This window comes from Bradyrhizobium sp. SBR1B (genome assembly GCF_014198205.1).
Lineage (GTDB): Bacteria > Pseudomonadota > Alphaproteobacteria > Rhizobiales > Xanthobacteraceae > Bradyrhizobium.
This window is the reverse complement of the sequence record NZ_JACIHC010000001.1, coordinates 396,110-415,656: the sequence shown is the minus strand read 5'-3', so window position 1 is coordinate 415,656 and position 19,547 is coordinate 396,110. Positions and strand designations below refer to the sequence as shown.

Sequence of the window (19,547 nt, the reverse complement as noted above, 5' to 3'; positions counted from 1 at the left end):
AATGCCTTCCAAGAAAATATCGAAAAATATCCCTCCAGATTAGCGCATGCCGCGCCGACTTCAATGCCCTCGCTGGGAAAACGCTCAGATTTCGCGACCGTGGCGTCCGATCACGCTGCCATCGCTTTGCGCAGGGCCATCTCGGTCGCAATCGCTTCCCGCACGGCCGGCCGCGCCTGCATGCGCCCGAGATAGGCTGACAAGGGCGGCCATTGCGCGATGTCGACGCCGGCGGGACGGAGCAGCAGCAAGGCCCAGGTGAGGTGGGCATCCGCGACGGTGAAGCTGTCACCGACGAGGAATTCGCGCTCCGCCAGATGCGCCGACGGCACCGACAATGTCTGCGCGATTCTGGCGCGCGGCTTGGCGAGCGAGCCGTCGTCCTTGTACCAGAAGGTCGGAAACAGGAACGCCTTGTGGATCTCGGCGCCGATGAAGCTCAGCCATTCCTGCAGGCGATAGCGATCAACGTCGCCAGTCAGCGGCGCAAGGCCGCGCTCGGGCTTCACGTCGGCGATGTATTGCAGCACCGCCGCGCTCTCGGTCAGCCGTTCGCCGTTCTCCAGCACCAGGACCGGCACCGCGCCCTTCGGCGACACGCCGAGGAAATCGCTGCCGTCGTCCACGACCTGCTTGGTCCAGATATGGGCAAGGTGATACTGCGCCTCGATACCGGCCTCCATCAGCGCGATGCGACTCGAGAGCGAGCAGGCCATCGGAAAGAAATAGAGTTGCAGCATCGGATGCTCCGTCAAATCAGCGCATCGCTGCGCGCGATGATCGCGAAGCGGTCCGAGAGTTCGGCCAGCGCGACCTCGTGAATCGTCCGGGCGTCCAGTGTGCCGCCGCGGCCGTCCGGCAGGTCGCGAGTGGCGCAGGCATCGGCCGCGATCGTCGTTCGCAGGCCGAGATCGAGCGCGGCGCGGGCGGTCGAGGAGATGCACATGTGGGTCATGAAGCCGGCCAGCACGATGTTCTTGCATCCGCTCGCGGCAAGCCGGGCTTGCAGATCGGTGCCGGCGAATGAGTTCGGCAGCGCTTTCTCGATCACGGGCTCGCCTGCTTGCGGCGTCAGGCGATCGACGATCGCGCCGCGCGCCGCCTCGCGGTCGAACAGGCCGCCGGCGCGGCCCTTGTGCGCGACATGGATGATCGCAGCGCCGCTCTCCCGTGCCCGCGCCAGCAGGCGCGCCGCCGCGGCGATCGCCGGCTGTGCATCGGGAAGGGCCAACGGGCCGGCGCAATATTCATTCTGGATGTCGATCAGCACGAGGCAGGCCTCGTTGAGCTTCGGCGGATCGAGATCGGCGCCGGCGAGTTCGAGCAGGGTCTTGGGAGCGGTCATGCTGGTCAGGCCTTCCAGGGAGATCGGATGGCGTCACATTAGCGCAGCATGGGCCTGCCATTGTGCAGGACTATTGCAGCTTACGGCTGCAGATTTGCAGGATACGGCATCGCCTGCTAGGCTCGCCCGGATGAACTGGGACGATCTGCGCATCATTGCCGCGGTGAGGGACGAGGGCACCTATGCCGGCGCCAGCGCGCGGCTGCGCATCGACGAGACCACCGTCGGCCGCCGGCTCGCACGCATTCAGCGCGATCTCGGGGTGCTGCTGTTCGATGCCGTGGACGGCCAGCGCCGTCCGACGCGCCATTGCGAGGCGGTGCTCGATCATGTCGGCGCGATGGCCGCCCACGTCGCGGCGATCGATCGCATCAAGGAGAGCCAGCCCGGCCCGGTCGGCCGTCTGCGCATCGCCTCGACCAACGCGGTCGCCGAAGAGTTGTTGGCGCCGCACGCGAGCAGCTTCCTGCGCGATCATCCCGGCCTGACCCTGCAATTCCTGACGTCCAGCGGCAACGTCAAATTCTCGCGCTGGCAGGCCGACCTCGCCATTCGCCTGCGCAAGCCGGAGAAGGGCGACTTCACCATCTCCAAGCTGGGCGATGTCAGGCTGTATTTCTTCGAGCCCGCCGACCGCGCCGGCGGGGAGCCGGTCGCCTGCATCTATCCCGATGAGCTCGACACCATTCCCGAACAGCAGTTCTTGCGCGCGAAGCGGCTGACGAACGTTCGCTGCATCACCGACAACGTCCGCATCATCAGGACCATGATCCAGTCGCATCAGGCCGTCGGCGTGTTGCCCGAACACAGCTGCGAAGGCCTGCTCGCCGACCGCAGCCTGCGCGCGACGCTGCTGCCGAGGCGGCGCGACGTCTGGCTGCTGGTGCAGAACCACCTCAAGCGCGATCCGGCGACACGCGTGACGATCGACTGGGTGAGGGCGTGTTTCCAGGACATCGCGCGCCCCTGACGTCACGACGCGCTGTGATCATCGCGTCACAGTGCGCATGGTGCGACGAAAAATCCTGAACTGCCCCCTTGCAACCCGAACGTGCCTCGTCTATTAGCCCGCTCCTTCGCTAGGCCATGTGTCCGGGCTCTCTGAGATCCCGGCTGGCGCGATCCGGTCTCCGGTCTCGTGTTCCGCCGAATGAAGACGCAGGATGTAGCTCATGGAGAGCGCCGGAGTAAAATCCGGAGGCATCGGTTCGATTCCGATTTCTTGTACCAACCAAAGGATAGCTCAGTGGTAGAGCAGATGACGTTTAATCATCGTGACGCGGGTTCGAATCCCGCTCCAGCGCTACGGGTCAGCCTGAAAAACTGACACCTCTGACGAGGACCGGACGCGCGCTTCAGTCGCAGTCCGGCCGTTTTGCCGCAAGGCTTTCCGTCCGAACCTAGACACTGTGAGACCGGCTTTGCGCCGCGGGTAGATACCGCTTGCGTTGATGCCGGGTGGCTCCGCTCGGCCGCGCGACATCCGTCGCGCGATCGCGCGCGTGCGCCCGTCGTCATGCGAGCTCAAGCCTCGGCCCGTCGATCTCTCAGGAAGCGTCGTCCGCGTCCTCAAATCCTTTGCAAACGAAACCTGTTGTCCGGCATCCGGCCGGACGCAAAACGATGGAGGCGTGCCATGACTTCGAACAAGGGCTGGCATTTGCTGATGCTGAACGTGACGGTCAAGGATGGCGAGCGGGCGTTGCTGACGCGCAACGGGCAGCTCGTGCGCGTGCTCGCGCCCGGCAGGCACCGTCTGTTCGATCCCCTGCACGAGCTCAAGGCCGAGGTGCTCGATGTGGTCCGCAGCGAATTCTCTGCGGATCGCTACGCGGTGCTGAAGGCCGCACGGCCTGATCTGGCCGCCGAGCTGTTCGAGGCGGTCGAGACCAAGGCGGACGAGATCGCCATCGTCAGCCTCGACGGCCGGCCCGTGCATCTAATGACGCCCTGGCAGGTGCGCGTCTACTGGAAGGTCGCAACGAGCGTCGATGTCGAGCGCATCGATGTGTCCAGCGATGTCAGGGTTGGCGCGCGCCATCTGGCCATGATCGAGCGTAACCGCTCGGCCGTCACGTCGGAGACGGTGGTCGAGAACCACGAGGCGGGCCTGCTCTACGTCGAGGGCCGGCTCGTGGAGCGGCTCGTGCCCGGCCGGCACGCCTTCTGGACCGTCGGCCGCAAGATCGAGGTGAAGCGCCTCGACCTGCGGCCCCAGGCGGTCGAGATCACCGCGCAGGAGATGCTGACCAAGGACCGCATCGCGCTGCGGGTGACGCTGACGGCGTTCCGTAAGGTGGTCGATCCCGAGCGGACGGTTGCGACCGTGCCCGACGTGGATGCGTGGCTGTACCGCCTGGTGCAGTTCGCGATCCGCGAAGCGGTCGCGGGCCGGACGCTGGACGAGGTGCTGTCCGCGAAGGCGGCACTGGATGCGGAGCTGCGCGACTATGTGCGCGCACGCGTCGCGGACTCTGGCGTGGAGGTCACCGAGCTCGGCGTCAAGGATGTGATCCTGCCCGGCGAGATCCGGGAGCTGGTGAACAAGGTGGTGGAGGCGGAGCGGGTCGCCAAGGCGAACCTGATCCGCCGCCAGGAGGAGACCGCGGCGACGCGTTCGCTTCTGAACACCGCCCGCCTGATGGAGGAGAACCCCCTGCTGCTGCGGCTCAAGGAGCTGGAGTCGCTGGAGCGGCTGGTCGAGAAGGTCGGCCGCATCGATCTCCACGCCGGCAACGGCGAGGGCCTCGATGCTCTCCTGACCCGGCTCGTGCGCCTCAAGGCGCCTGAGAGTGCATGAAACGAAGGGCCGCCCACGGGCGGCCTTTCATATATCCGTCGTCGTCGCTTGCAATGAACGCGGAGTCGCGTCTGTGCGACCAAAATCACGGAAGTGGGATTGCACGCGCGCGAAGGTTGCGTAATCTCGCGATGACTATGGGTTTGATCAGGGCAGGCGCATGACGATTCTTCAGGACACCATCCGGCCGCCGACGGCGCGATCGCGGGAGTGGAAGGTGATCATCATCCTGATCCTGCTGGTCCCGGTGCTGTGGTCCCCGCTGATCCTGTTTCGCTTCGTCCTCTATCAGCCGTTCAGCATCCCCTCCAATTCGATGGCGCCGACGTTGATGGTCGGTGACTACGTCTTCGCCGCGAAATATGCCTATGGCTACGGCCGCTACTCCTTTCCCTTCGCGCCATCCTGGATCTCGGGCCGCGTCTTCGCCGCCGACCCGGAATACGGCGACATCGTCGTGTTTCGTACGCCGAAGGATACCTCGGCCGACTACGTCAAACGCGTGGTCGGGCTGCCCGGCGACCGCATCCAGATGCGGCAGGGCCAGCTCATCCTCAACGACCGGCCAGTGACGCGCGTCGCGCTCGAGGACGGGCTCGCCGACAACGCCTGCGGTGGGGATGGCGGCGTCAGGGTCAAGCGTTGGCGCGAGACGCTGCCGAGCGGCGCGTCCTATGTCACCAACGACTGCCTCGACAACGCATTCCTCGACAACACCAACGTCTTCACGGTGCCGCCGGGCCATTTCTTCGTGCTCGGCGACAACCGCGACAATTCCACCGACAGCCGCATGATGTCGGCGTTCGGTTTCGTGCCGATGGACAATCTCGTCGGCAAGTTGACGCGGATCTTCTGGTCGCTCGACGAAGATGGCGAGCCGCGCATGGAGCGGTTGGGGAAGGTGGAGTGAGGCTCGGAATGACGGAGGTTCGTAGCCCGGATGGAGCACAAGCGTAATCCGGGAAGGCTGCCTGCGTCGCACGAGATGTCCGGGATTGCGCTTCGCTCCATCCGGCTACGAGCCGCCGTTCCGCGAGAACGTCGTCCCAAACAAAAACCCCGGCATCGCTGCCGGGGTTTCGTAGTTCTTAAGAGGTGGTTGGACTTTAGAAGTCCATGCCGCCCATGCCGCCGCCCGGGGGCATCGCGGGGCCGGCGCCGCCCTTCTTGGGCAGCTCGGCGACCATGGCTTCCGTGGTGATCAGGAGCGCGGCCACCGAGGCAGCGTTCTGGATCGCGGTACGGACCACCTTGGTCGGGTCGATGATGCCCTTCTTGACGAGGTCGGCATATTCGCCGGTCTGGGAGTCGAAGCCGTAATTGTAGGCCTTGTTCTCCAGGATCTTGCCGACGATCACCGAGCCGTCTTCACCGGCGTTGATCGCGATCTGGCGGGCGGGAGCCGACAGCGCCTTGCGCACGATCTCGACGCCGGTCTTCTGGTCGTCGTTCTTGGTGCGCAGGCCCTTGAGCTGCTCGGAGGCACGGAGCAGGGCGACGCCGCCGCCCGGGACGATGCCTTCTTCCACAGCCGCGCGGGTCGCATGCATCGCGTCATCAACGCGATCCTTGCGCTCCTTCACCTCGACCTCGGTCGCGCCGCCGACGCGGATCACCGCGACGCCGCCCGCGAGCTTGGCGAGACGCTCTTGGAGCTTCTCACGGTCGTAGTCCGAGGTGGTCTCCTCGATCTGCGCCTTGATCTGGGCCACGCGCGCCTCGATGTCGGCCTTCTTGCCGGCGCCGTTGACGATCGTGGTGTTCTCCTTGTCGATCATCACCTTCTTGGCGCGACCGAGCATGTTGAGCGTGACGTTCTCGAGCTTGATGCCGAGATCTTCCGAGATCGCCTGGCCGCCGGTCAGGATCGCGATGTCCTGCAGCATGGCCTTGCGGCGATCGCCGAAGCCCGGAGCCTTGACGGCCGCGACCTTCAGGCCGCCGCGCAGGCGGTTCACGACCAGGGTCGCGAGCGCTTCGCCTTCGACGTCCTCGGCGACGATGACCAGCGGCTTGCCGGTCTGCACCACGGCCTCGAGCAGCGGCAGCAGCTCGTTCAGCGAGGAGAGCTTCTTCTCGTTGATGAGGATGTAGGCGTCGTCCATCTCAACGCGCATCTTGTCGGCGTTGGTGACGAAGTAGGGCGAGATGTAGCCGCGGTCGAACTGCATACCCTCGACGACGTCGAGCTCGGTCTCGAGCGACTTGGCTTCCTCGACGGTGATGACACCCTCGTTGCCGACCTTCTTCATGGCGTCGGAGAGAAACTTGCCGATCTCCTGGTCGCCGTTCGCCGAGATGGTGCCGACCTGGGCGATCTCGTCGTTCGAGGTGACCTTCTTGGAGTTCTTCTGGAGGTCCGCAACCACGGCTTCGACCGCGAGGTCGATACCGCGCTTCAGGTCCATCGGGTTCATGCCGGCGGCAACCGACTTGGCGCCTTCCTTCACGATCGCCTGGGCCAGCACGGTGGCGGTGGTGGTGCCGTCGCCGGCCGCGTCAGCGGACTTGGAGGCGACTTCGCGCACCATCTGCGCGCCCATGTTCTCGAACTTGTCCTCGAGCTCGATCTCCTTGGCGACGGTGACGCCGTCCTTGGTGATGCGGGGAGCGCCGAACGACTTGTCGAGCACGACGTTGCGGCCCTTCGGGCCGAGCGTGACCTTCACCGCGTTGGCGAGAACGTCGACGCCGCGCAGCATCTTGTCGCGCGCTTCAACCGAGAATTTGACTTCTTTGGCTGCCATCTGGAATTTTCCTTGGATAATGTTTGACTGGAGGGAAAGAGAGGCTCTTAGGCCGCCTTCTTCTTGGAAGCGGGGACGTCGAGAACGCCCATGATGTCGCTTTCCTTCATGATCAGCAGGTCTTGGCTGTCGATCTTGACTTCAGTGCCGGACCACTTGCCGAACAGCACGCGGTCGCCGACCTTCAGGTCGATCGGGATCAGCTTGCCGGCTTCGTCGCGGCCACCGGGGCCGACGGCGACGACTTCGCCCTGCGAGGGCTTTTCCTTGGCCGTGTCGGGAATGATGATGCCGCCAGCGGTCTTCTCTTCTGCGTCGATGCGCTTGACCACGACGCGGTCGTGAAGCGGACGGAATTTCATGCAGTCCTCCTAAGCATTTGCTCAGATTGATGTTTCAAGGGATGTTAGCAGTCGATGCCCGCGAGTGCTAGCACGAGCGAAGCTGAAATAGGACAGGAATTTTGTGGGAGCAAGGGCTTCTAGCAGAAAAATCAGCACCCGGAAGCGCGGACTGCCAGAATCTCTTTTCCATCGTTAACCGAGGCCGGGCCCGTATTAGCACGGTGCCGCCTCTGCTGCTAACGCATTGAATTTCAACAGCTTGTTAAACTTTTGGGCTTGAGATGGGTTGTCAGTTTGCGTCACATTTCTCTCATGTGAGCGCATCAGTACCGGGTGGCTCGTCAGGCGCACACCGACCAGGCCGCCCCTTGAATGCGCTCCTGCAAAGGAGGTTGGCATGGGCGTACGGAGTGGGGGCGTTTCCGAGGACTTCCGGAAACAGCTTCTAGGTTACGGGCTGACGACGGCGCAAATCCTCTACCGGATGCCGGATCATCCCTCGCTGCTCCAGACCTACGTCTGGCAGAACTACGACATGTTTCCGAAATTCCCGGCGCTGAAGGATTTCCTGGCCTTCTGGCAGGAAAAGCTCGACGGTCCCCTCCATTCGGTCACCGTCGCGCACTCCAAGCTGATCAAGCCGGCGGAGCTGCGCGCCGTGGATGGCGTGTTCCGGCTGCATTGAGGCGAACATCGGTCTCGTAGGGTGGGCAAAGGCGCTTAAGCGCCGTGCCCACCATCCATGATCGCGCACGGAAGGTGGGCATGCTTCCGCCTTCGCTCTTCGAGCTACGGCGGACAAGTCGCTTTGCCTACCCTACGATATCTCCGTTGCAGCTGCGCCGGGCGAACGCGCTATTCCCGTGATCACCTGAGGGGCGATCAGGCGCCCTCGCTGCAATAGCGTCTCCACATCGCGCGATAGGCCTCGTCTACCGCTCGCCCGTATGAGACGGGGTTGCTGGCGGCTGCGGCCCGGATCTTGTCGGGCAGCTCGCGGCGCAACCTGTCGAGCTCGCCAATTTGCGAACCTCGGCTCGTTGCGATTTCGATATACGTCTCATGGCTGTCCGTGACCCAGTCCGGCAAGCCAAGTGCGGTGAGGATGGAGCCGGCAGCACGGCTGGGCAGGCTGTTGCCGAGCTTCGCCACCACCGGCACGCCCATCTGCAAGGCTTCCCATGTGCTGACGCCGCCATTCTGCGGGAACGGGTCGAGGCAGATATCGACGCGATTGAACGATGCCAGATGTTCGCTTCGCAAGGTGGCGCCGAGCAGATCGACGCGTTCGGCCGGCAATCCGCAAGCCTCGAACCGCGCCAGCAAATTTTCGCGGACCAGCTGGTCATCCAGCGCAACATCCTTGATCAGCAGTCGCGACCCCGGCACCCGCTCGAGAATCCTGGACCAGACCTGCGCTGCCTCGTCCGAAATCTTGCTGATGCGGTTGAAGACGCCGAAGGTGACGAAGCCGTTCGAGATCGCCGGCGTTGGTGCCCGCGGAATCTCGGTCGGCAGCGAGGCCAGCGTCACGAAGCACGGCAGGTCGACGACGGTCTCCGCAAACAGATGCCGAACCTCGAAAGGAATCGCGACCGGGTCCGAGAACAGATAATCGATCGTCGGCAGCCCGGTGCCGGTGCCGTGACCCCAGCCGTGCACCTGGATCGGTGCAGGCTTGCGCGCGAACACGCCGAGGCGGTTGCCTCTGGTGTGGCCGGACAGATCGATCAGGATGTCGACGCCGTCGGCGCGGATCTCGGCGGCGAGGCGATCTTCGGTCCATTGCGAGGCGTCGCGCCAGCAATCAGCGATCCCCTGAAATTCGCCGGTCGTCGCATCCACTTTCGACGAACAGGCGTAGCACACGACCTCGAACTGTGCCCGGTCATGGTGTTGGAGCACCGGCTTGAAAATCAACGCAGCCGAATGCGCGTTGAAATCCGACGAGACATAGCCGAGCACCAGACGGCGGTCCGGATCGCGGCTGTTGTCATGCGGGCTCCCCGCGCCTGAAGCGATTTTCGCGCCGACACGCTCCCACCACACCTGACGCGCCTGCTGATGCCGTTCAACGGTGGCGTCCCCCGCAAAATCGAGCGTGAATATCTTGTTGGAGATCGCGCTCTGCAGGTCGGGCTGGATGTCGAGGGCTCTGTCGAAACTGGCGAGGGCCTCATTGACCCGGCCAAGTCCGGCGAGGCAAAGACCCAGCACCAGGTGAGCTTGAACGGAATCGGGATCGATCGCGAGCGCCTGCTGGCAGTCGTGGGATGCGTGGGCAATTTGCTGGATCTGGAGCAGGACACTGGCCCGCGCGAGCCACCCATTCGCGTCGTCGGGTGCCAGCGCAATTGCCTGATTGCCGTCTGCCAGGGCTTCGTCAAATCGCTGAAGTTCCCGTAAAGCCGTGGCACGGTTCGCCAGCGCCGCGGCATAGTCGGGCTTGATCGACAGCGCGCGGTTCAAGCTTGCGATGGCCTCGTCATAATTGCGCTGACGGCACAGCGCCCAACCCCGGCCGTTGTGGGCTTCGGCAAGGCTTGCGTTGAGTGCGATCGCCTTGTCGTAGCTATGGAGCGCCTCCTCGTGAAGATCGAGGGCCACGCTCGCGTTACCGAGATTGGAGAGGGTTGCGGCGTGGTTGGGCCGCAAGGCGAGGGACTTTCGATAGCTCGCGCAGGCCTCGTCGTGACGCCGCAGCCCGTTGAACGCGACGCCCAGCCTCATATGTGCATCGGCAGATTGCGGATCCACGGCGACCGCTCGGCTCAGCAGGATTTCGGCTTGCTGAAAGTTCTTGGCATCAGACTCCAAAGCGCCGAGCATGTGCAGCGCCATGAATTGGTTGGGCGCGAGCTGCAGGAGTTGCCGATAGGCGGCCTGGGCCTCGGGGAGAAGCCCCATCTTGTGTAGCTGGAGCGCATGCCCGAGCAACGGCAGCACTTCGGCTTTTTGCCGTTTCTGCAGTCGGGCATTTTGAAATGCACGCTGACCTACGCTGTTGCCCATGGCTTCAATCCCCCAGAATCTCTCTTCGAGATTAATTCAGCGGGAGAGCGAATACGAGACGACGGCCGTTCGCCATGACAGCTTGGGACAAGCTACGACCGATCGTGTCATCGAGCCGCCAGCCTCGCGCCCGGCAATTGCCGCCTCATCCAAGACTGGATAATCTGTGCTCGGGTTGTACCCGTCCGGCGGGCGCGGCTCAGATCAGGGAGGCTGACAATGGCCAAGCAAAAGGCATCAAGACCCGCAAACAAGACCGCAGTGAAGAAGCGGAGCGGCGCCAAAGCGGCGGCGCGATCTTCGGCACGCAAGTCGGTGAAGGCGAAGGCCCGCACCGCCGCGCCGAAGAAGCCCGCGCGGCCCAGGCAGCGCATCGCGATCAGCCATCACCGCGAGGAAGACTTCAAGGCCGATGGCCTGCGCGCTTACGCGAAATACCGCGACCTCGGCATCGCCGACGCAAGCCACGGCCTCGCGCAAGCGCACGTGATCCGGCTGCAAGGTCCTTGCGATCCGGCCGAGGTGTCGAAGCTGCATTTTCACGACGTCGACTTCCAGATGGTCTACGTGCTCAAGGGCTGGGTGAAGACCTATATGGACGGGCAAGGCGAGACCTTGATGAAGGAAGGCAGCGCCTGGACCCAGCCGCCGAAGATCAAGCACATGATCCTGGATTATTCGGATGACGTCGAACTGCTGGAGGTAATCCTGCCGGCGGAATTCAAGACGGTGGAGTTGAAGGCGTAGGCCAATCTCTCTCCTTATCATTGCGATGACGGTTCGTAGCCCGGATGGAGCGGAGCGTAATCCGGGGCCGCATGCGACGACGCAGACCTTCCCGGATTGCGCTGCGCTCCATCCGGGCTACAGGACCATCGCTACTCCAGCCCCCACCACCGCCCATCAAACACGTCGTCAGCGTTCCCGTCACGATCGCTAAAAAGCACCAGATCTGCGAAACCGGGCACTTACCAGCCGGATGGTTTCAGCTGTTCCGCAGGGCGGGCGCTAACCAGTCGAAAATACCTCTCCCGTCAACTCAAAGCTGTGAAAACGCGGGAGTGCTTTCATGGCGACCAACACTTTTGGCCGACGCGGCGTTGCGGCCCCGCCCTCAAGAGCGTCATTTCAACCCGTCGCCGCGCCGATCGTTCGGGAGATCGTGCGCGACCCCGCTCAGGCCTTGCCTAGTGAGGGGACGCTTTTTGGCGACAACAAGCTTTTGGCCGATATCCCTTTCCTCACCATTGGCCTGATTTTTGGTCTGCTTCTGATCTTCGCTCTGCAACGCAGTCTCGCCATCGACGTTGCGCGGGACGGTGACCTCGATGTCCGCTCGCTGATCGCTCAGGGTGCCTCCGGTTACGATCTCGTTGTCGGACGAGGAGAGTGGTGGAGGATTGGCCTTGCGCCGCTGCTGCATGGCAGCGGGTGGCACCTCATCAGCAACTGCATTGGGTTGTTCATCGTCGGCGTCAGGCTGGAGTCTCTGATCGGCCGTGGCTGGTTTGCGCTGATCTTCGTCGCCAGTGCAGTGGCGGGTGAGGTCGGCTCTCTGCTGGGCAATGGCCCCGGCACCGTGGGCGTCGGCGCGTCCGGCGCCATTACCGGGCTCATCGCCGCACTGTTCGTCGCGAGCTTCGATCCCGAAGCGGACGCCGATCAAACCATATCGCGATTGAAGACGTCGCTCTTCTTCGGCGTGCCCGCACTGCTGCCGCTGGCCTTCGGCGTCTCGGGCAATGTCAACTATTATGCCCATGCAGGTGGCGCGGTGGCCGGCGCCGCGCTTGCGATCACGCCGTGGCTCGCCTTCTGGTCCTATGACAGCCTGCCGCGGAGCGCCGGCATGACGTTGCTTGCAGCATCCCTCGGATCTCTGATCTGCGCCGGCTTCGCCGCCGTGCATTATTCGTCCTACATGGCCGATGCCGTGCACTATATCCGCGCATCGGAAGTGCCGACGAAGTCCGACGAGATGGTCAGCCGGTCTTTCGACCTCGTCACCCGCTACCCGAAAGACGCGCGGGCTCACGTGTTCCGCGCGGTCTTCTTCTTGGAACAAGCCAACCTGAGGTCGGCGGAGACGGAGGCGCGAACCGCCATGTCGCTCGCAGCTTCGGATGTGGCGGGTGGGCCGGTGCGCTCCGGCGCACAGGGCCTGATGGCGGTGTTGCTATGGGCGCAGGGACGGGAAAGCGAGGCGAAAGCCATGGCGGCCGAGCCGTGCCGTGCCAAGCTGGCCGAGGTGCGCCGCATCTTGCAGAAGTCGAAATTGTGCGGTTGACCGGAATGACCGGTTCGTAGCCCGGATGAGAGCGTAGCGGCATCCGGGAAAGTCTCTCCGCGGCGAAGCTGATCCCGGATATCGCTGCGCTCATCCGGGCTACGGCATCAAGACAACACACCCACGACCGCGCCCATCAAGCAAGTCGTCAGCGTCCCCGATACGATCGACTTCAATCCCAGCGCGTTGATCTCCTCGCGCCGCTCCGGCGCCATCACGCCGAGGCCGCCGATCATGATGCCGAGGCTGGCGAAATTGGCGAAGCCGCACATTGCGTACAGCATGATCAGGCGCGAGCGCGGGTCGAGCGCATCACCCGGAAGCTTCGAGAAGTCGACATAGGCGATCAATTCGTTGAGCACGGTCTTAGTGCCCATCAGGCTACCGGCCGTCACCGCTTGATCCCATGGCAATCCCATCAGCCAGCACACCGGCGCCATAACCAGGCCCAGCAGGCGCTGTAACGAGATCGCGGCGCCGCCAACGTTCGGCAGCAGGCCGAGCATAGCGTTGACGAGATAGACCAGCGCGACCAGCACAAGCAGCATGGCGACGATGTTGATCAGCAGCTCGATCCCCGCGCTGGTGCCTTTCACGATCGCATCCATCGTGCTGGAGACCTCCATCTCCGGATCTTCGAGCGTGCCGCCGGTACGCGTGTCGGAGGTTTCAGGCACCATGATCAGGCTGACGAGGATCGCTGCCGGCGCGCCCAGCACGGAGGCGATGACGAAATGCGCGGCCGCGTCAGGAATGTGGGGCGCCAGCAGCGTCGCATAGAGCACCAGCACCGTGCCGGCGATGCCCGCCATGCCGCCGGTCATCACCAGGAACAATTCGCTGCGGGTCATCTGCTTCAGATAGGGCCGCACGAACAGCGGCGCCTCGACCATGCCGAGAAAGATGTTCGCGGCGGTCGAAAGGCCCACCGCACCGCCGACACCGAGCGTCCGCTCCAGCAGCCAGGCCATGCCGCGCACGATCGGCGGCAGCACGCGCCAGTAGAATAGCAGCGTCGTCAGCACGCTCATCACCAGCACGATCGGCAGCGCCTGGAACGCCAGGATGAAATCGGCGCCAGGCACCTTGACGTCGAAGGGCAGGGCGCCGCCGCCGACATATCCGAACACGAAGGCGGAGCCGGCGCGCGAGGCGGCCGAGATCGCACCGACCGCGTCATTAATGGCGCCGAAGGCGTGCGCGACGACCGGCAGCTTCAGGAGCACGATCGCCGTGACGAAGGTGGCGACGAGGCCGATCGCCACCTGCCGCAGCGACACCGCGCGCCGATTCTCCGCCAACGCGAAGGCGATCAACAGCAATGCGAAAATGCCGAGTGCCGATTGCAAGCGCAGCATGATGTCCCCAAACCCTCAATGATTATGGCCGTGCCTGCGCTGCAAAGGCAATGCCGAGGACCGCCAGAGGCGCCCCACTGTTGACAAGCGGGTCCGCCTCGGCCACGCGGGGGCCTTCGACAGTGAGGGGGCGAGCGGTCCGAGGGTGACCCAAAAGGCGATGCCAGAGCAGCCAATATCCGGACACCCGCCGGTCAGCGCCCGCGCGCTTCTCGCCCATCGCGCGTTCCTGTTCTTCCTGCTCTCGCGCAGCCTGTCGCGCTTTTCCAGCCAGATCGCGGCGGTCGCGATCGGCTGGCAGATCTACGATCTCACCGGCTCGGCCTTCGACCTCGGCATGGTCGGCCTCGTGCAGTTCCTGCCTACCGCGCTCCTGGTGTTCGTCGCTGGCCACGCCGCCGACCGCTATGAGCGCAAGCGCGTGGTCCAGCTCTGCCAACTCGTTGAAGCGGCGACCGCGCTCTATCTCGCAATCATCACCTATCTCGGCGCGGTCGGCGAGATCCAGATATTCATCGCGACCTTCGTGCTCGGCATTGCCGGCGCGTTCGAGAGCCCGACCACGGCGGCGCTGCTGCCGCTGATCGCGCCGCAGGGCTCGCTTCAGCGCGCCACCGCCGTCTCCAGCGGCGCGGCGCAGGTCGCGACCATCACCGGGCCGGCGCTCGGCGGCTTCGCCTATGCGGTTTCCCCGCATCTCGCCTACGCCGTGATGGTACTGTTCTGGATCTTCGGCATGATCCTGACCGGCTTCATCCGGCCGCGTCCGCAGGCGATCGCGAAGGAGGGGATGGACTCGGACAACGTCTTCGCCGGCGTTCGCTTCATTCGCAGCAATCCGGCCATCCTCGGCACCATTTCGCTCGACCTGTTCGCGGTGCTGTTCGGCGGCGTCACCGCGCTGTTGCCGATCTATGCCCGTGACATCCTCCAGACCGGGCCGGTCGGGCTCGGCGTGCTGCGTGCCGCGCCGGCGGTCGGCGCGCTCCTGATGACCATGGTGCTGGCGCGCCACGCCATCTCCAGGCACGTGGGCCTGCGCATGTTCCAGGCCGTGATCGTGTTCGGCCTCGCCACGATCGTGTTCGCGCTGTCCTCCTGGATGTGGCTGTCGGTGCTCGCGCTCGCCGTGCTCGGTGCCGCCGACACGATCAGCGTCGTGATCCGCTTCTCGCTGGTGCAGCTGTCCACGCCCGACGAGATGCGCGGCCGGGTCGGCGCGGTGAACTTCCTCTTCATCAACGCCTCGAACCAGCTCGGCCAGTTCGAAAGCGGTGTGGCCGCCGCGCTGCTCGGCGCCATGCCGGCCGCCGTGCTCGGCGGCGTTGCCACGGTTGCGGTGGCGCTGCTCTGGATGAAGCTGTTTCCCAGCCTGCGGCAGGTGGAGAGCTTGGAGTAGGCCTCCGCTCTCTCCACGTCATTGCGAGGAGCGAAGCGACGAAGCAATCCAGAATCTTGCCTCGGAAGCATACTGGATTGCTTCGCTGCGCTCGCAATGACGATTGTTGAGATAGCTCGTGGACTTAACTCGCGTCACCCCCGTAGCCAAGCAGCAGCAGGCGCCTCTTGACGCCTACTGTGCATGGGGTTGTTTTCGCAGTTTTGAGTTCAGCCCCGTCCGACGAACGGCATCTTGGTCGCCATGACGGTCATGGTCAGCACGTTGGCGTCGAGCGGCAGGCCGGCCATGTAGGCCACGGCATCGCCGACCGCTTTCGCATCCATGCGCGGTTCGTGCTTGGTGGTGCCGTCCGGCTGCAGCACGCCGGGGCCGTTGACCATGCGATCGGTCATCGGGGTGGCGGCATTGCCGATGTCGACCTGGCCGACCGCGATGTCGTACATGCGGCCGTCGAGGTTGCTGGCCTTGGTCAGACCGGTGATGGCGTGCTTGGTCGAGGTGTAGGCCGCCGAGAATGGGCGCGGCGCATGCGCCGAGATCGAGCCGTTGTTGATGATGCGGCCGCCGCGCGGGGTCTGGTCCTTCATGATGCGGAAGGCGTGCTGGGTGCACAGGAACGGGCCGGTGAGGTTGGTGTTCACCACCGCCTGCCACTGCTCGAGGCTGAGGTCCTCGAAGTTCACCGCGGGAGCGCCCATGCCGGCATTGTTGAAGAGCACGTCGAGCCGGCCATAGGTGGCCTTCACCTTGTCGAACAGTGCGGCGATGGAATCCGGCTTGGTCATGTCGGCGGTGACGCACAGGCTTTTCCCGGCGGGACCGAGCTTCGCCGTCTCCTCGAGCATGTCGAGCCGGCGACCCACCAGCACCACGGTGAAGCCGGTGTTCATCAATGCCAGCGACGCGGCGCGCCCGACACCGGTGCCGGCGCCCGTCACCACTGCGATCTTGTTTGCTTCACTCATTGTTTCCTGCCTTTTCTCATGCTGTCAGGTTTTAGGTTCTTTTTCGTTCTTGTAGGGCGGCCGTGGAATGTTCTGGTGCGCCGCGCGCAGCGCCGCCGACCAACGCGAGCGCAGATCGTGGAAATAGGGCTCGCCGGCCTCGATGCGATGGTTGAGATCTGCATCGCAGGCATCGGCGCGCACCACCAGCACGTCGATCGGCAGGCCGACGCCGAGGTTCGAACGCATGGTCGAATCCATCGAGATCAGGCCGGTCTTCAGCGCCTCGTAGAGCTCGACGTCGTAATGCATGGCGCGGTCGAGCACGGGCTTGCCGTATTTGTGCTCACCGATCTGCAAGTACGGGGTATCGGTCGTGCACTCGATGAAATTGCCGGCGGTGTAGATCATGAACAGGCGCATTCGGGAGCCCTTGATCTGGCCGCCGAACAGGAAGGAGACGTCGAACGAGACGTCCTCGGATCTCAGCGCCGGGCCCTCGGTCGCGTGCACCGCGCGGATCGCCCGGCCGATGCGCTGGGCGGCCTGGAACATGGTCGGCGCGTTCATCAGCGTCTCGACCTCGCCCGTGTTGGGGTCCTCCAGGCCTTCGGTCAGCGTGGAGAGCACGGACTGGCTGATGGCGAGGTTGCCGGCGCTGGCGATCGCCATGATGCGCTCGCCGGGCTTTGAGAAGATGTGCAGCTTGCGGAAGGTCGAGACGTTGTCGAGGCCGGCATTGGTGCGGGTGTCGGCGATCATCACCAGACCGTCCCGAACCAGGATTCCGCAACAATAGGTCATTTCCAGTCCCCGAACGCGTTTGCGCGGAATTACTAGCGAATTTCGGGAGCCGGTCCAACCCCCGATTCCCGGGGGAAGGTCGTCATTCCGGGGCGTGGCAGCCAGCTCTGCCGCTCAATCCGCGGCATCGACGAGAAACGCCTCGTCGACCGGCACGCCGAGCGCCGTGACCAGCCGGTTGGTCTCCGCGGCCATGCCGACGATGGCGAGCAGCTCGCCATATTCGGCCTCGGTCATGCCCTTGGCCCGCGCGGCGGCGGTGTGGGAGTGAATGCAGTAGCTGCAGCCATGCGCGATCGAAACCGCGACATAAAGCATTTCCTTGACCTTGGGATCGAGCGCGCCGGGAGCCATCACCTCCTTGATGCTTTCCCAGGTCCGCCGCAGCGTCTTCGGATCATGCGCCAGCGCGCGCCAGAAATTGTTGACGAAGTCCGACTTTCGCACCTTGCGGATATCGTCGAAGACGGCGCGCGCTTCGGTGGAGAGTTCATCGTCCGAAAGCAGTTTTACGGTGGCCATGGTACCTCGCGGGGGGCAGCTTCGATCCCCGCGAGTGTAGCACGACCGATGCGCTCGAACGGCTGCGCCTAGCTCTGCCGTTGGGATTGCGATTGCGACGGCCCGCCGCGGCCGGCCTGCTCGACCTTCACGGCCACGGCCAGCGTCTCAGCGCCGCCGCCATAGCGGGTGCCGCGCACCGGGGCTGCGCCGAGATAGTCGAGCCCGATCGCGACGCGGACATGGGCGTCGGTGGCGCAGATGCTGTTGGCGGGATCGAATCCGACCCAGCCGAGATCGGGCACAAAGGCTTCCGCCCAGGCGTGACCGGCGTCCTGATGCACCGTGCCGTCCGCGCGCAGGAAGTGGCCGGAGACGAAGCGCGCCGGCACGCCGCCGGCGCGGGCGCAGGCGATGAAGATGTGCGCGTAGTCCTGGCAGACCCCGCGCTTGAGCGTGAACGCCTCCGCCGCCGAGGTGCCGCTGTTGGTCGGGTCCTCGTCGAACGTCATGTGATCGGCGATCTCGGTCATCAGCGTATGCAGGAAGCCGAGCGTGTCGCTCTCGGCCTCGCTGCGCAATTGGCGCGCAACCGCCATCATCGCCGGATTGACGGAGGTGAGGTCGGTGGCACGCAAGAACATGCCGGCCGGAAAGCGCTCGTCGGTCCCGCGCAGCACGCCGCCGGTGTCGTGGGTCTCGATCAGGCCTTCGGCGGTGATCTTGATGTCGCCGACAGGCCCGCAGGACAGCACATGGGTGACGTTGCCGAAGGCGTCCTCGTGGGTGTCGAGCTTGGTGTCCGTGGAGACGTCGATCTGCCATTCCGCCACATATTGCCCGTCATGGCTGCCGGGCGTCATGCGCAGGATCTGGATTACGCTGGTGGCTGCCGGCTCGTAGCGATAGGTCGTGGTGTGCAGGATTCGCAGGCGCATGGTGGTTTTGATCCATTCCGGGCGATGCGTCAGCATCGAACTCTAGTGCGTATTGCGCACTTGAGAATCTCGAGATTCCGGGTCTGGTCCTTCGGACCATCCCGGAATGACGGCGTTCATCAGATCAAATACTGCTTCGTGATGATTTCGCCCAGCCTGGAATTGTCGGTGATGAATTCCTGAATGAATTCATGCACGCCATGCTGGAAGATGTCGTTCATATTGCTGTGTTCCAGCCGGTTACGGATGCCGCGGGCGTGGCGCTGGGCCGGGCCCTGGCGGCCATAGGCGACGCCGATCTGGTCGAGGTTGCGCACGAGATTGCCGTAGCAGCTGGCGAGCGAGCGCGGCAGCGTGTCGTTGAGGATGAGCAGGTCCGCGATGAGCCACGGCTTCAGCGTCTCGCGATAGACCCAGTGATAGGCGGTCAGCGCCGAGACCGAGCGCAGGATCGAGCTCCACTGATAGAAATCGAGCGGGCCGCCGACATGCTCCTCCTCGGGCAGCAGCACGTGATACTTCACGTCGAGAATGCGCGCGGTGTTGTCGGCGCGCTCCAGATGCACGCCCATCCGCGAAAACCAGTAGGCGTCGTTGCGCAGCATGGTCCGGTAGGCCGAACCGTCGAAACGCAGCGAGGTCTCCTGGACGAAGCGCAGGAATTTTGCGAGGTCCTCGCGCGTCGAGGTGCCCTTGCTCCACACCGCCTGAAGCTCGATCCAGGCCGAGTTGATGGTGTCCCACATCTCGCTGGTCAGCGCCGTGCGGACCGAGCGCGAGTTCAGCCGCGCCGCCTCGATGCAGTTCCTGATCGAGGATGGATTGTCCACGGAGAACGAGAGGTAATCGACGACGTTGTGCTCGTTGGCTTCCTCGTAGGTCTGATAGAAGCTGGCGGCGACGCCGGCGGTGAGCAGCGCCGAGTCCCATTCATTGGTCTTGCCGACATAGGCGGCGGGAAGCGCGGTGACGCGCAGCGTCGCATCGATGGTGCGCGCGAGATATTCGGCCCGTTCGACGTAGCGGGCGAGCCAGTAGAGGTTTTCGGCGGTACGCGACAGCATC

18 protein-coding genes and 2 tRNA genes are annotated in these 19,547 nt (G+C 64.3%); 9 read left to right on the top strand and 11 right to left on the bottom strand.

Annotation, left to right across the window (positions count from 1 at the left end; translation table 11 throughout):
- Positions 1 to 110: 110 nt before the first annotated feature.
- Complete coding sequence (locus GGD61_RS02160; RefSeq protein WP_092259176.1) at positions 111 to 740, bottom strand: glutathione binding-like protein; 630 nt, start codon at positions 738 to 740, stop codon at positions 111 to 113.
- Positions 741 to 751: 11 nt separating this feature from the next.
- Positions 752 to 1,345 carry a cysteine hydrolase family protein gene (locus tag GGD61_RS02155; RefSeq protein WP_092259177.1) on the bottom strand — a complete coding sequence of 198 codons (594 nt, stop codon included), beginning with the start codon at positions 1,343 to 1,345 and terminating at the stop codon, positions 752 to 754.
- Positions 1,346 to 1,475: 130 nt separating this feature from the next.
- Here GGD61_RS02155 and GGD61_RS02150 point away from each other — a divergent pair, with 130 nt between their 5' ends.
- The 5 genes from GGD61_RS02150 to lepB all read left to right on the top strand — a co-directional run bounded on the left by GGD61_RS02150 (position 1,476) and on the right by lepB (position 5,055).
- Positions 1,476 to 2,315, top strand: a complete 840-nt coding sequence (locus GGD61_RS02150) for a LysR family transcriptional regulator (RefSeq protein ID WP_092259178.1) — start codon at positions 1,476 to 1,478, stop codon at positions 2,313 to 2,315.
- Positions 2,316 to 2,503: 188 nt separating this feature from the next.
- Positions 2,504 to 2,575: transfer RNA gene (locus tag GGD61_RS02145), tRNA-Leu, on the top strand.
- Between the two features lie 7 nt (positions 2,576 to 2,582).
- Positions 2,583 to 2,648 (top strand) — tRNA-Lys (locus GGD61_RS02140).
- A gap of 333 nt (positions 2,649 to 2,981) precedes the next feature.
- Positions 2,982 to 4,145, top strand: coding sequence for a slipin family protein (locus tag GGD61_RS02135; RefSeq protein WP_092259179.1), 1,164 nt, complete (start codon positions 2,982 to 2,984; stop codon positions 4,143 to 4,145).
- 160 nt (positions 4,146 to 4,305) lie between these two features.
- Complete coding sequence (gene lepB / locus GGD61_RS02130) at positions 4,306 to 5,055, top strand: signal peptidase I (RefSeq protein WP_092259180.1); 750 nt, start codon at positions 4,306 to 4,308, stop codon at positions 5,053 to 5,055.
- Between the two features lie 196 nt (positions 5,056 to 5,251).
- Here the strand turns inward: lepB and groL are convergent, their stop codons facing one another.
- Together groL and GGD61_RS02120 are read right to left on the bottom strand one after the other, a co-directional pair.
- A complete protein-coding gene (gene groL / locus GGD61_RS02125) occupies positions 5,252 to 6,892 on the bottom strand; it encodes a chaperonin GroEL (protein WP_092259181.1) in 1,641 nt (546 codons plus the stop codon).
- Between the two features lie 47 nt (positions 6,893 to 6,939).
- Positions 6,940 to 7,254, bottom strand: coding sequence for a co-chaperone GroES (locus tag GGD61_RS02120; protein ID WP_018322058.1), 315 nt, complete (start codon positions 7,252 to 7,254; stop codon positions 6,940 to 6,942).
- 379 nt (positions 7,255 to 7,633) lie between these two features.
- Here GGD61_RS02120 and GGD61_RS02115 point away from each other — a divergent pair, with 379 nt between their 5' ends.
- Complete coding sequence (locus GGD61_RS02115; protein WP_028141201.1) at positions 7,634 to 7,921, top strand: usg protein; 288 nt, start codon at positions 7,634 to 7,636, stop codon at positions 7,919 to 7,921.
- Positions 7,922 to 8,118: 197 nt separating this feature from the next.
- Here GGD61_RS02115 and GGD61_RS02110 read toward each other — a convergent pair whose 3' ends face one another.
- Positions 8,119 to 10,248, bottom strand: coding sequence for a tetratricopeptide repeat protein (locus GGD61_RS02110; RefSeq protein WP_183229967.1), 2,130 nt, complete (start codon positions 10,246 to 10,248; stop codon positions 8,119 to 8,121).
- 219 nt (positions 10,249 to 10,467) lie between these two features.
- Here GGD61_RS02110 and GGD61_RS02105 point away from each other — a divergent pair, with 219 nt between their 5' ends.
- Positions 10,468 to 10,995 carry a cupin domain-containing protein gene (locus tag GGD61_RS02105; RefSeq protein WP_092259183.1) on the top strand — a complete coding sequence of 176 codons (528 nt, stop codon included), beginning with the start codon at positions 10,468 to 10,470 and terminating at the stop codon, positions 10,993 to 10,995.
- 322 nt (positions 10,996 to 11,317) lie between these two features.
- Positions 11,318 to 12,535, top strand: a complete 1,218-nt coding sequence (locus GGD61_RS02100; protein ID WP_244550706.1) for a rhomboid family intramembrane serine protease — start codon at positions 11,318 to 11,320, stop codon at positions 12,533 to 12,535.
- 107 nt (positions 12,536 to 12,642) lie between these two features.
- On the opposite strand, the gene GGD61_RS02095 is transcribed toward GGD61_RS02100, so the two are convergent.
- Entirely contained in the window at positions 12,643 to 13,893 is a 1,251-nt protein-coding gene (locus tag GGD61_RS02095; protein ID WP_092259185.1) for a NupC/NupG family nucleoside CNT transporter, read from the bottom strand.
- A gap of 160 nt (positions 13,894 to 14,053) precedes the next feature.
- Here GGD61_RS02095 and GGD61_RS02090 point away from each other — a divergent pair, with 160 nt between their 5' ends.
- Entirely contained in the window at positions 14,054 to 15,292 is a 1,239-nt protein-coding gene (locus GGD61_RS02090; RefSeq protein ID WP_092259363.1) for an MFS transporter, read from the top strand.
- A 209-nt stretch (positions 15,293 to 15,501) separates the two neighbouring features.
- On the opposite strand, the gene GGD61_RS02085 is transcribed toward GGD61_RS02090, so the two are convergent.
- The 5 genes from GGD61_RS02085 to GGD61_RS02065 all read right to left on the bottom strand — a co-directional run bounded on the left by GGD61_RS02085 (position 15,502) and on the right by GGD61_RS02065 (position 19,546).
- The gene (locus GGD61_RS02085; protein ID WP_018322065.1) at positions 15,502 to 16,260 is read right to left on the bottom strand and encodes an SDR family oxidoreductase; all 759 of its coding nucleotides are present in this window, start codon (positions 16,258 to 16,260) and stop codon (positions 15,502 to 15,504) included.
- A gap of 24 nt (positions 16,261 to 16,284) precedes the next feature.
- Positions 16,285 to 17,043 carry a proteasome-type protease gene (locus GGD61_RS02080; RefSeq protein WP_092259186.1) on the bottom strand — a complete coding sequence of 253 codons (759 nt, stop codon included), beginning with the start codon at positions 17,041 to 17,043 and terminating at the stop codon, positions 16,285 to 16,287.
- 114 nt (positions 17,044 to 17,157) lie between these two features.
- Complete coding sequence (locus GGD61_RS02075; protein WP_092259187.1) at positions 17,158 to 17,565, bottom strand: carboxymuconolactone decarboxylase family protein; 408 nt, start codon at positions 17,563 to 17,565, stop codon at positions 17,158 to 17,160.
- A 68-nt stretch (positions 17,566 to 17,633) separates the two neighbouring features.
- Positions 17,634 to 18,482 carry a transglutaminase family protein gene (locus GGD61_RS02070; RefSeq protein WP_026202673.1) on the bottom strand — a complete coding sequence of 283 codons (849 nt, stop codon included), beginning with the start codon at positions 18,480 to 18,482 and terminating at the stop codon, positions 17,634 to 17,636.
- Positions 18,483 to 18,601: 119 nt separating this feature from the next.
- Complete coding sequence (locus tag GGD61_RS02065) at positions 18,602 to 19,546, bottom strand: alpha-E domain-containing protein (RefSeq protein WP_018322069.1); 945 nt, start codon at positions 19,544 to 19,546, stop codon at positions 18,602 to 18,604.
- Between the last annotated feature and the right edge of the window lies 1 nt (position 19,547).